Here is a 12536-nt window from a genome sequence, read left to right on the forward strand (position 1 = left end):
GACTTAGTTCTCCTTGCGTGACGGATTGGCGGACTCGAAAACCAGATGTAACCGTGCAGATTTCGGTTCAATGTTGATGCGATCGATGACGTCCAGCGCCAGCGGACGCGACGGACTGAGCCGGACCCACATCGTGCGGCGGGCCGGCAGGCCGTCGGCATACAACGCGCGGACAAGCTCGGTGAGGTCCGCCGTCGCCATCTGCTGATCGGGCGTCTGATCGCTGATGAAATGGTCGGTCACAAGCGTCGCATGCGCCGCATCGACCGGCCCGTTGACGAAGGCGTCAAGTCCTGTCGCCTGCGGATCGTCGCTGCTCATCATGCTCAGTGAAACCTTCAGTCCCGCCGTGGTGCTGGCGATTTTGTCCTCGGCCTTGACCGCGACAAATTCCGCTTTGACGAGCCGGCCCGTCATCGGCGGCAGGTCGAAGCCGAAAAGCGCATTGGTCATCTGACGCGAGTGCGTCGTCCCCGACCCGCTGACGCCGACGATCATCGTCGTCGGATCGGCGTCGAAGCCGGGCGTGACGTTCTGCTGAGCCAGGCCGACGAGCGACGCGGCGCGATCCGCGCCGAGCGTGACATCGAGTTTCATCAACGTCGGCGACCCCGCGGGATTCGACACCGTGCCGACGTCCCCGGCCTTGAGCGCGACGGGCGATCCGTGCCGCGGGACAAGCTGGATGCGGCCTTCGGTGCAGGCGACGTTGGCGATGCCGCCGTCGGTGATCTCATACGAGAACGCGGTGCCGAGGTCGATGACGTTGGCGGTCGGGCCGATGACGGTGAACCCGTGCGCCTGCTTGGGGACCAACGCCTCCAGTACGCCGCGCAGGAGCGTCAGCTTGTCGGGCGAGGTGATTTCGATCTGGCACGGGCCGGTCAGATCGACGACCGCGCCGGAGCGGAACATGATCTGGGCCGTCCCGCCGACGAGTTCCATGCGGCCGGGCAACAGGTCGGCGCCGAGCGACGGCTGCACGGAGGCATCGCCCCATTGTGCGTCGGCCGTATCGGTCAGGAGCGCGACGGCGTTGGGTGATTTTGGATTTTGGTTTGCGGATTTTGGATCGGCGAAGACAAGAAACATCGCCGCACCGAGGGCCAGCGCGATGCACGCCGCCATCGCGGACCATGCAAAAACATTCCTGCTCGGTCGCACCACCGGAAGGGGCTCGTGCGAGGCGGGGGATTCGATGGGAGTTGCTTCGGATTCGGCACTGGTGGTCCACGCCAGGGCCGCGTGCAGGTCCATGTATTGGATGTACGCCCGGCGGGCGTCGGCATCGGTGCGGATGAGTTCCGCGAGCCGCTGCTCCTCTTCGGGCGTCGTCTGCCGGTTGCACCAGGCGTTGAGAAGGGCTTGCAGCTCGTTCATGCCGACGCCTCCCGGTTCAGCGTGCGGCGGATGCACTCCTGCAGCGCCGAACGAATGCGGCCCAGCGACTTGTAGACGCTGTTGACCGGCCGGCCCAGTTCCGCCGCCACATCGCGCGAGAGCTTGTCGGCCGCGTAGCATCGACGCACCAGATCACGATCCGTCGCCGACAGTTTGTCCATGCAGCTTGCCAGCGCCGCCCGGCGATCGGTCAGATCGTCGCTGAGCCGCTGATGCTCGAAGCTGATGGCGTCGATCGTCTGTTCATCGAGCGGCAGGGCGGCCCGCTTGTTCTCGCGCGAGAAGCGAAACACCTCGAGCCGCGCGATCCCGCAGGCCCATCTGAAAAAGTCGCCCGTCGGATCGAACGTCTCGAACTTGCGCCAGAGCACGACGCTGGTGTCCTGCAGGACCTCGTCCACGTCGGCGGGATTGCGGAGGAAGGAGGCGATGTAGGCATGAAGGCGGCGCTGCGCATCGGAGTAGCGGCGGATGAACTACTCGTGCCGCACCGCCGGGTCCGCGGCTTCAAAGTCACCGGATTTTGCGAGCGTCTCATCCACGCGGCGCCTCACGGAAGCGAAATGGCTCTATAAGCTATCGCGCCGGCGAGGGCGAACCTGTGTCGGAACCTGAAAAATATTTTCTGACGCCTGTTCCGAAGAGCGGTGAAGGCAATGCTAAGCCGCAAGCGGCTTATTTGGCATAGGCCTTGTATTGCTCGGCGATTTTGGCGGTTTCGGGGTCGCCTTTGTGGAAGATGATGCGGTAGCGGAAAGTCACGGACTGGCCGGACTTGATGGGGAAGTCGCCCAGGTGCGGTTCGTCCTTCTGGCCGGTGAAGTCGTGGACGCCGAAAGGATTGGCGGCGACGAGGCCGTACTCGCGGGCGTGCCAGTAGGTGGGGTGGCGGGGGTTTTGGGGATTGTCGAACATGGCGATCCCGTAGGTCTGGCCATTGATGGGTGCCCAGTAGTCGACCCAGTCGGCCTTTTTGCCCCAGAGGGCTTTGTCCTTGAGGCCTTCGCTGTTGAGGGCGTGGGCTTCGGAGTGGGCTTTTTTGTCGACGGGGGTCAGGCGCAGCTCGGGGCGCGTGCGGAGGCCCATCGTCCCTTCCTTGGTGTCTTGAAAGGTGATGTCGCCATGCGAGGCGTGCAGTTCGACGGCGATATCGATGACGCGCTGATCCTCGGTGGCGGAGAAAGTCAGCGTGCGGGTGTCGGTGAGGATGACCTTGCCATCGGGGGCGCGCCATTCGTCCTGTGTGGTGAGGGTCGGGCCTTCGATGTGGGTCTGGGTCGTGACGATGGAGCCGGTTTCGCCGGGCTTTTCCGCCCAGAAGTCGATGCCGTTGACGGACCCGTGGGTGAACCAGAGGGAACGGTGATGGGGATGGTCATGCGATTCGCCCGGGGTGTCGTCCTTCTGGGGGAAGTCGCGGGTCATGGGGACCTGGCCCGGCGCGAGAATGGGGTAGCAGATCGGCTTGTTGTACCCGGTGAAGAGGTAGTCGGTGAAGAGATTGCCGCGGACTTCGACGCGGACGCGGTCATCGAGCTTCTTGAGCGTCACATCCGCCGCGGACGCCGCCATTTGCAGCATCAAAACCGGGAGAATCACGCCGACGTGAAAACGAAAGGATCGGGACATGGCGGGCTCCTTGATGGGGGGATTTTGGAGTATAGCAGGATCGCGCGGGGCCGGAACGCGGCGGGGATTGGAAAAAAGTCTCGGAAAATTTTCCGCCGCATGTAAAATCCGGCGTGCGGTTCGACGGGGACGGATAGGAGGTCATGTCACATCGGCATCGAACAGGACCAACTTCTGCGTCATCTGCTCTCGGAGCGAGCGAGTCTGATCGGATACATCCGGTCGATCGTGCGCGATCGGCACATGGCGGAGGATGTGTTTCAGGAAGTGTCGATTCTGGCCGTCCGCAAACGCGAGGACATCGCTTCGCTGGCCCATCTGCCGGCCTGGCTCCGCAAAAGCGCCAAGTTCGAAGCCCTCAATGCTCTCCGCAAGCAGCAGCGCGACCCGTTGGTGTTCAACGAGAAGGTACTGGACCTGATCGAATCGGAATGGGCGGGCTTCGATCACAAGACCGCGGACATGCTCAATGCGCTGGAGCGCTGCATGGGCGAACTGTCCGACTACGCCCGCGATCTGCTGCGTCAGCGGTATCGCGAGAATCTGACGGGTCAGAGCTTGGCCCAGCGCATGGGCCGGCCCATGAATACCGTCTACGTCGCACTGAGCCGGGCGCATTCGGCGCTGGCTGAGTGCATGCAGCGTCGCACCTCCGCGCACTCGTAATCGAAGAACCTCATGACCCCGACCGCCCGCAACCCGACGCCCGAGCCCATCGCTGATCTGGCGATGCGCTACCTGGACGGATTGATGAGCGCGGCGGAGGCGGCGCAGCTCGAATCGCGGCTGTCGGAAGACGGCGGGGCGCGGCGGGCGTTCGCGGCATTCGTACATGCGGCGGGGCTCGTCGATGAGACGTTCCGCAGCGAGGCCTTCGCCGAGACGCGCCGCTCGCGTCAGCAGATCAAGCCGGCGCAGCGGGCGGCGCAGTTCATGGATCAGGTCCATCGCCGGCGCCGCCGCTGGGCCATCGGCTTGTCGGCGGCGGCGATGATCGCCCTGGCGGCGGGGCTGATCAACTACTTCGCCTCGACGCATGCGACGGATGCGCCCATCGAAATGACCGGCCCGAAGGTCGCAGTGCTGATGCAGACCAACGGCGTGACGTGGGGCACGGCGCCGATCATGGACGGTCAGTCGTGCGACACGCGCTGGGTCGAACTCAAGCAGGGCTCGACCACGTTTGAAATGTACAGCGGCGTGTCGCTGACGATGACCGGGCCGACGCGGTTCCGGTTTGTCGACGGGATGCACCTGGAACTGGAGCGCGGGCGCGTTTCGGCGACGATGACGCGGGGGACATCGGGCTTTGCGATCAGCACGCCGACGATGGAGATCGTCGACCTCGGCACGGCGTTCGACGTTTCGGTGGATCGCAGCGGGCGGACGGAACTGGGCGTGCGATCGGGGCGCGTCATGGCGACGATGCGCCCGCCGTTTACGGGCAAGGTCGTGGAACTGGGCGTGGCCGAAGGGCTGCGCTTTGATCCGATGACGGGGCGGATGGAACTGGTCAATGTCGGGTCGGGGACGCCGACCACGGCCGACGCGCATCGCCCGCAGTTCAATGTCAGCTATGTCAACGCGGTGCTGTCGGACGTGCCGCGGTCGTACTGGCGTTTCGCGTCGGCCACGGACGGGCGCGTGGCCAACGAAGTGGCGGACGGGCCGGCGATGGCGCTGGAAGGCGGGCTGAAGATCGAGGCGCCGCACGGCGTGGCGTCGGCTCGTTTCAAGGGCGTCGAGACGGAAGACTTCGCCATGGCCGACGGCCCGCTGCCCAAGTTCGGACCGCATGCGTACAGCATCGAACTGTGGCTCCATTGCGAGGCGATCAACTACGGCGAACTGGTGTCGCTGCTGTACGCGGCGGAGCCCGGCTCGCTGGGCAATCGCAACGGCGTGCAGGTCGAGATGCAGAGCGACGGCGCGGTGCGATACATGCATCGCAACCCGCCGGGGCCCGGCGGCGGGACGTCGCTCTTTTCGGATACGCCCTGCGATGAAGGCATCTGGCACCACCTTGTGCTCGTCAAGGATGCGTCGACGATGAGCATCTATCTGGACGGCCGGCTCGTCGGCGCGGAGGCGGAGTCGACGGGCGTCGTGCCCGATCCGACGATGCAACTGGGCCGGCTCGGCAACGCCAACGATTCGCCGGAGCATCAGCGTTACTGGAAGGGCTCGATGGCGCAGGTCGCCGTGTATGACCACGCGCTGTCGATGGGGGATATCCGCAAACATTACCGGGCGGCGCTGCCGGCGCTGGCCCATGAGTCATTGGAACCGTGAGACGCCCTCTGTGGGGCAAACATATTTCTGCAAGGAGAACGCCATGGGATTGGGTCACACAACGCAACGCAGCAAGTTCGCCGCGATGGTCCTCGCCGCCGTCATCGGTTCGTCCGCGTCCGCACACGCTTCGACGACCGGCTACTGGCGAGCCGAATCCGATACGAACGGCGGCGGGGGGCTTTCAAACCCCAACGAAGTCGCCGGCGGCAATCCGCTGACCGCCTCCGCCGCGAGCGTCGACTTCAACCCCGCCTCGCTGCCCGTCAAAGTCATCCCCCAGACCGGCGCGATCAACACCGGCACTTTCGACGGCAACAACGACCTTAACGCCACCGTCACCAGCTACGCCGCCCTCGACTCCGGTTCGATCACCGTCGAACTGTGGGTCCGCTCCGCGGAGGGCTCCGGCACGCTCATCTCCCGCACCGACGGCTCGTCGTCCGGGTTCACCATCGGCGATTTCACCGGCCTGGACCTGACGTACTACACCGACGACGGCATCGGCGGCAGCGTGACCCATACGATGAGCAACGTGTTCGATCCCAACACGACGTGGCACCACTTTGCCTGGACGTACGATCAGGCCAGCGGCGTGGGCAGGACCTACGTCGACGGCGCGGTCACCGCCACCGACACCGGCACCGCCGGGCAGGCCCTGCGATGGACCGGCGCGGGCGACCTGAAGGTCGGCAACGGCGTCGACGGCGGCACGCTCTCCTCGCCGTCGATCAACGCGGGGTTCCTCGATGAAATCCGCCTCAGCGACGTGGCGCTGCCCGACTATCAGTTTCTCGCCGCGCCCGGCCTGGCGGTTGACTTCGGCGCCGGCGGTCAGGACGTCAATCCGTATTTTCAGGAATTTTCCCGCGGCACGAGCGCCAACAATTTCGGGCAGGCCGGTCCGATCACCGAGGTGTACGACAGCGTGCTGGGCAACAGCGGGACCGTCAGCGTGTCCGTCTCGGGCGAAGGCGGCATCAACGTCGACTTCCGCGATCGCGGTGATGTGACTTTCGACTCCATTGGCGACGTGCTTGAAGATCACATCAAGGGCCAAACCGCCGGCCTGCTGCTGACCCTCACCGACCTGGCTCAGGGCTGGTACGACATGACCAGCTTCCATCACGAAGGCCAGAACGGCACGAACGCCGGCGGGGCGGGCAACCTCATCGACATCTACGTCTCCGATGCGCTGGGCTCCAACCGCCTCGTCGTCGACAACCTGGTGACCAGCGGCGGCACGTCGCCTTCGAGCGTCGCCATGCCCACCTACATGATCTACTCCGACGGCGTCAATCCCATCACGATCTTCTTCGATGACGTGTCGCCTTCGGATCACGAGACGGTGCTCAACGGGTTCACGCTCATCGCCGTGCCCAACCCCGCGGCCCTGCCGGCGGGTCTGGCGCTGATGGGACTGCTCATGGTGCGCCGGCGCAAATGATGAAAACCAACGCACATCGCGCGGCTCATTTAGCGGCGGGGCTTGCCCCGCGCGGCGCGCGCCTCAGGCCGCGCGGGGCAAGCCCCGCCGCTAAATGGCGCGCTCGATGCCGACATGGTTTCACATTGATCGAACTTCTCGTCGTCGTGGCGATCATCGCTTTGCTGATCGCCATCCTCCTCCCGTCGCTGGCACGGGCGCGGGAGATGGCCAAGCGCGTCGCCTGCCTGGCGCAGGAAGCGCAGATCCACAAGGCGATGACGATCTACGCCACGTCCAACCGCAACGAGTTGATTCCCTGCCGCGGGCGGACGGTGGTCGATGCGATGAATCCGCTCGGCGGCGGGGGGTGGTCCAGTGCCGAGGACGCCAAGGTGGACTGGATCGCCGCCATGGCGCAGGTCGGGCTGGCGATCAACAAGGGGCAGGCGCCGGGCGGGAATTATTTGCCCGCGCCCGTGTGGAATTGCCCGTCGCGCAAATACGAAAGTCAGTGGGAGGGCACGGGGCAGATGGCGATCTCGTATCACTACCTGGGCGGCATGGAGAAGTGGACGAGCCCGTTCGGGGAATTCAAGGCCCGCAGCCCGTCGGACTTCGACTCGGCCCGGCCAAGCTGGGCGCTGATCGTCGATGCGGTCGCCAAGATCGACGGCGTCTGGGGCGGCGGACGGGCGTCGATGTACGGCGATATGCCCCAGCACCGCGATGCCGACCCGTGGCCCGTCGGGGGCAACGAGGTGTTCGCCGACGGGTCGGGGTCGTGGGTGCCATTCGGGGATATGTATTTCATGCACAACTGGCACGGCAACAGCTATTCGCGCATGGTGTACTGGTGGCAGCAGGACCTGGGCGACTTCAATCCGCCCGCCGGCGCCAAGGCGGTGCCCTGAGCCAAAGCGGTCGCCGATCGCCGGGCGATATTTGATAAGCTGTCCTAATTCCAGAGTTTCAAAGCGGAATCCCGATGAAGATTTGCAGTTGTCAATCGCCGCGATGGGTGATACCCTATGGCGGCAGGGTGTGTGTTAGGGTGTTCAGGGTGCTTTTCAACTTTGCTGTGTCCAACATGAACCGTATTAGCGGGGACAACCATTGACTAAGACCAGAGGAACGTCGATGTATCGCGCGCTCACCGTGGCCGGCCTTTTGGGGTTGGGTGCGACTTCTGCGATGGGGCAGGCCCAACTTGACCGCTTCGAGCGACAGCTTGAGCAGATCCGCCGCGACACGCGGCTGCTGGTTCGCCCGGACGTGCCGCCCGAGCAGCGAGCCCTGATCGATTACGGCGGCTACGCCTCGTTCTATTTCCTCGCCCTCGATGACCCAACGGGCAATACGCACCTGCTGCGCCAGTCCGAACTGAACGGCTACTTCCGAGCCGACATCGACGGCGTGCACCAGGTGTTCATCCGCGGCCGCGTCGGATATCAGGACTTCAATCAGGGCGATGACTTTGACGGCAAGGGCGACGAATGGATCGACGCCACGCTCGATCGCGCGTCCTACACCTTCGACCTCCGACGCGCCAGCGAAGCGTACAAGGGCGAGACCCTGCCGTACAACTTCGTGTTCACCGGCGGGCGACAGCTCGTGCACTGGGCCAACGGTCTGGTGCTCTCGGAGGACATCGACGGTGCGGTCGTCGATCTGGAATACGGCCCGGGCAAGCTCGAACTGCTGCTGGGCCGCACGCGACCGGATCAGGTCGACATCGACAGCGCCCGCCCCAACTTCGAGGACTCGACGCACCGCAATTTCTTCGGTGCGATGATGAGCTGCGATCTGGCCGACGGCGATCACACGCCGTATCTGTACGGCCTCGTGCAGCAGGACGACAACCCCGATGACACCGTCACCGTCGGCGGCACCAACACGAACTTCGACTACAACAGTTTCTACGTCGGGTTCGGCTCCAAGGGCAAAATCACCGACTACCTCCGCTACGGCGTCGAGTTCGCCTACGAAGGCGGGACCTCGCTGAGCAGCGCGTTTGTCAACACCGGCGGCGTGTTCACCGGCGTGACGCAGACGAAAGAAGACATCTCCGCATGGGCCGTCGACGCCCGGCTCGACTACTTCCTGCATGACCAGGCGGGCACGTTCTTCAGCGGCGAGTTGATTCTCGCCACCGGCGACTCCGACCGCGTGCTCAGTTCCTCAAGCTCCTTCGGCGGCAACACACCCGGCACGAAGGACCATGCGTTCAACGCCTTCGGCCTGCTCAACACGGGTCTGGCGTTCTCGCCGGACGTGTCGAACCTGTTCGTGATGCGCGTCGGCGCGGCGACGTATCCGCTCCGCAACACCGAATGGTTCCGTCGCCTTCAGATCGGCGTCGACCTGTTCCTGTTCAACAAGTTCAATCCCGATGGTCCGATCGATGAGGCCACGAACGCGGGCGACCGCTACCTGGGCTTCGAATCGGACTTCTACGCCAACTGGCAGATCACCAGCGATCTGGCCGTGTCGGCGCGTTACGGCGTGTTCTTCCCCGGCTCGGGCATCGTCGATGCCGACTCGGATATCCGTCACTTCTTCTTCACCGGTTTGACCGTCGCATTCTGATCTACTGGAGACGATCATGAATTTTCTGAATCGCATGGGTGTTCTGGGCCTCACCGCCGCAGCTTTGACCGGCTGCTCCAGCGCGAAAGTCGCCGAGCCGCTGACCGCCAAGCTCGCCGGCGACGACATCGACGCCCAGATGGAATTCTGGCACACGCTCGAGGAGCGCCCGCTCACGTCCAATGACGAAGCGTTCCACGCCGTGCTGCTGTTCACCGACGGCTCGGACGCGTCCAAGAGCTACGACGAACGCGTGGCCGCGCTCAAGGGCCGCAAGTTCCTGCCGGCGAATTTCGATGAGTCGGCCGACCGGGCGGTGGGCCGCGGCACGACGGCGATGCTGCTGGTGGGCATCCTGCACATCAAGGGCGGCATCATCATGCAGGCGTTCGGTCCCTCGCCGCGCTACGCCTTGCGCGAACTGCAGTACCTGCAGGTCGTCCCGCCGTCCAGCGAGCAGCAGACGTTCAGCGGCGCTCAGTTCGTCAGTCTCATCGGTCGCGCCGAAGACTATCAGCGTCAGAACCCCTTCAAGAGCTCCGGCGGCAACTCCGCTTCGCAGCCCGAGATCGTTGCGAGCAAGTGAACGACGCATTGTGGATGACCCATGTTCGACTTTGCCTTTGACACTCTGACGCTGGCCCTGACGTTCGCGGCGCTGTCGATCGGCGCGACGATGGTCTGGGCGGCCGATGAACCGGCGGCACAGAAGCCGGCGGCGGAAGTCAAGGCGGCCGAGCCGGAAGCGGCGGTCGCGGCGGCGGCGGTTGCGCTGCCGACGGTGGTGATGGCGGTCAAGGGTCTGGTGCAGGTGCGTCAGGCGGAGGAACAGCCGTGGGTCAAGGCCGAGCCCGGCATGAAGCTTGAGGCCGGGGCCGAATTCCGCACCGGTCCGCATTCCGCCGTCGAGTTCAAGGTCGGCGAGTCGCAGATCGTCAAGCTCGATCGATTGGGCACGATCAAGGTGATCGACGCGATCAAGCAGAACGGCAAGGTCATGACCGACTTGGGTCTCAAGTACGGCCGCAGCGAACTGCAGGTCGAGACCGGCGGCATCGAACACGAGTCGGCGATTCACGCCCCCGGCGCGACGCTGGCGGTGCGCGGATCGGTCGGCGGGATCGTGGATGATGCCTTTGAAACCGTCGCCTACTGCACGAACCACTTCGCCGAAGCCCACATGCGCGGCCCGTCGGGGACGGTCGTCACCGTCCCGCTCCAGGAACGCCTGCTCACCACGAACGCGGACGTCGATCCGAATGCGACCGCCGCCCGCGCGATTGCCTTCAATCCGCAACAGGCTGGTACGACCGGCGGCGAGCAGATGGTCATCGCGCAGCAGCCCAACGGCACCTTCGCCAATCGCCAGGCCGGGACCCAGGGCCTGCAGCAGATGAACAAGTTCGACACCAACAAGGACATGGTGACCGGCGGGTTGCTGACCATGGGCCAGCTCGATGTGAGCATCGACTTCACCTCCGTCGCGTCGGCGATGGCGGCGAACGTCGATCTGCGGCTCAAGTCGCCCTCGGGTAACCTCATCGCCTTCAACGTCTCCGACCCGCTCGGCGGGCTGCACAGCACCGGCGATCGATCCTCGCCAAACCTAGCCATGCAGAATTTCGAGCAGATCACGACATTCTCGTCATCCGAACCGCTCCAGGCCGGCACCTACGAAGCGATCATCTTCAACAACGGCCCCGCTGCGGCGAGTATCGACGACTTCGGCGCCGCGGCGGCGACCGGCGGCGGCGGATTCCTCGTCATCAAGAACCTGTCCAACCTCGGCGTGTTGTCGCCAGGACAGGACATTCATATTCCGTTCTTCGTCCCTGCAAAAACCCCGTGAGAAGGAGCCAGTCTCGTTGCACTGGCATAAAACCATGAACAATCACAAACACAACATGTTGCTCGTCACGCTGCTGAGTCTCGTGCTTGGCGGATGGACCGGTGTGTTGCATGCGGCTGATGAAGCGCCGGCCGCGGAGAAGCCCGCCGCCGAAGCGCCCGCCGCCGAGAAGCCGGCGGATGCGGCGGCTCCGGTGCAGGACCTGGCGACGGTCGTGACGTTCGTCAACGGTCTGGTGCAGGTGCGGCAGGCGGAGGATCAGCCTTGGGTCAAGGCGGAAGTGGGCATGAAGCTCGCCGCCGGCGCCGAGTTCCGCACCGGGCCGCGCTCGCAGGTGCAGTTCAAGGTCGGCGACACGCAGATCGTCAGTCTCGACCGCCTCGGCACCATCAAAGTCATCGACGCCATCAAGCAGGGCGGCAAGGTCGAAACCGATCTGGGCCTCAAGTACGGCCGATCGGAACTGAAGGTCGACGCCGGCGGCGGTCTCGAACACGAGTCGAAGATCTACGCCCCCGGTACGACGCTGGCCGTCCGCGGGTCCGCCGGTGCGATGGACACCAATGCATGGGGCACCGTCGTGTACTGCACCGAGCATCTGGCCACCGCGACCGTCAAAGACAGCAAGGGCAAGGTCGTGCAGGTCAAGCTGCCTGAGAAGGTCCTCGCCACCGACAAGAACGGCGACTCGACCGACGCCATCCGTTCCACCGACACGTTCAACCCGCAGCAGGGTGGCTCGACCGAAACCGAAAATACGCTCTACGCCCAGTACCCGACCGGAACCTTCACCGGCGCCGGCGGCGGCGTGGACACCAATGGTCTGACCGGTGCGGGCAACACCTCAATGATGCAGGACATGGTCGCCGACAACAGCGGCGGCGGCCTCATCAACATCGGCGGCACCGGCCAGATCCGCGGGCAGCTCATCTGGAACAACACCGCCGACCTCGACCTGCACCTGATCCTGCCCTCGGAGGACGAAGTCTCGTTCTCCAATACAATGGTGACTTTCAACGGCGGCGGCGCGATCGCCAAGCTCGATCACGACAACACCGGCGGCGTCATCGACGCCGCTCCGGATTACCGCGTGGAGAACATCGCCGTCAACGGCACCAGCGTCCCCGGCGGAACCTACACCTTCTTCGTCCATAACTTCAGCTCGCACGGCAACGCCACCACCCCCTTCACGCTGATCCTCTCCGGCGACAACGGACATACCTCCGTCACCAAGACCGGCACCCTGACCAGCGGGCAGTTCAGCTCGAACTTCAACGTGGTCGTGCCCGGCGGCGGTTGAGTTAGGAAAATGAATCGTGCTTCCGGTTGGCCCCGTTTCAATGTACATTG

General features: G+C 64.5%; 11 protein-coding genes. 8 read left to right on the forward strand and 3 right to left on the reverse strand.

Features of this window, described 5'->3' with window-relative positions; all coding sequences use genetic code 11:
- Positions 1-3: 3 nt before the first annotated feature.
- From GC162_09245 to GC162_09255, 3 genes are all read right to left on the reverse strand, one after another.
- A complete protein-coding gene (locus GC162_09245; protein MBI1368822.1) occupies positions 4-1521 on the reverse strand; it encodes a hypothetical protein in 1518 nt (505 codons plus the stop codon).
- On the reverse strand, positions 1377-1874 hold the full coding sequence (locus GC162_09250; GenBank protein ID MBI1368823.1) for a sigma-70 family RNA polymerase sigma factor: 498 nt from the start codon (positions 1872-1874) through the stop codon (positions 1377-1379). Before GC162_09250 ends, GC162_09245 begins: the two co-directional genes overlap by 145 nt.
- Before the next feature lie 202 nt (positions 1875-2076).
- Entirely contained in the window at positions 2077-3030 is a 954-nt protein-coding gene (locus tag GC162_09255) for a hypothetical protein (protein MBI1368824.1), read from the reverse strand.
- A gap of 150 nt (positions 3031-3180) precedes the next feature.
- Here GC162_09255 and GC162_09260 point away from each other — a divergent pair, with 150 nt between their 5' ends.
- The 8 genes from GC162_09260 (at position 3181) to GC162_09295 (ending at position 12486) form a co-directional block, all read left to right on the forward strand.
- A complete protein-coding gene (locus tag GC162_09260) occupies positions 3181-3696 on the forward strand; it encodes a sigma-70 family RNA polymerase sigma factor (GenBank protein MBI1368825.1) in 516 nt (171 codons plus the stop codon).
- Positions 3697-3708: 12 nt separating this feature from the next.
- On the forward strand, positions 3709-5322 hold the full coding sequence (locus GC162_09265; GenBank protein MBI1368826.1) for a hypothetical protein: 1614 nt from the start codon (positions 3709-3711) through the stop codon (positions 5320-5322).
- 43 nt (positions 5323-5365) lie between these two features.
- Complete coding sequence (locus GC162_09270; GenBank protein MBI1368827.1) at positions 5366-6769, forward strand: hypothetical protein; 1404 nt, start codon at positions 5366-5368, stop codon at positions 6767-6769.
- Complete coding sequence (locus tag GC162_09275; GenBank protein ID MBI1368828.1) at positions 6766-7662, forward strand: prepilin-type N-terminal cleavage/methylation domain-containing protein; 897 nt, start codon at positions 6766-6768, stop codon at positions 7660-7662. Before GC162_09270 ends, GC162_09275 begins: the two co-directional genes overlap by 4 nt.
- Positions 7663-7888: 226 nt before the next feature.
- Entirely contained in the window at positions 7889-9337 is a 1449-nt protein-coding gene (locus GC162_09280) for a hypothetical protein (protein MBI1368829.1), read from the forward strand.
- A 16-nt stretch (positions 9338-9353) separates the two neighbouring features.
- On the forward strand, positions 9354-9923 hold the full coding sequence (locus GC162_09285) for a hypothetical protein (GenBank protein ID MBI1368830.1): 570 nt from the start codon (positions 9354-9356) through the stop codon (positions 9921-9923).
- Positions 9924-9944: 21 nt separating this feature from the next.
- Complete coding sequence (locus GC162_09290) at positions 9945-11186, forward strand: hypothetical protein (GenBank protein MBI1368831.1); 1242 nt, start codon at positions 9945-9947, stop codon at positions 11184-11186.
- Between the two features lie 34 nt (positions 11187-11220).
- A complete protein-coding gene (locus GC162_09295) occupies positions 11221-12486 on the forward strand; it encodes a hypothetical protein (protein ID MBI1368832.1) in 1266 nt (421 codons plus the stop codon).
- The last annotated feature ends 50 nt before the right edge of the window (positions 12487-12536 follow it).

The organism is Planctomycetota bacterium (genome assembly GCA_016125255.1).
In the GTDB taxonomy this organism is placed as follows: domain Bacteria; phylum Planctomycetota; class Phycisphaerae; order Phycisphaerales; family Zrk34; genus RI-421.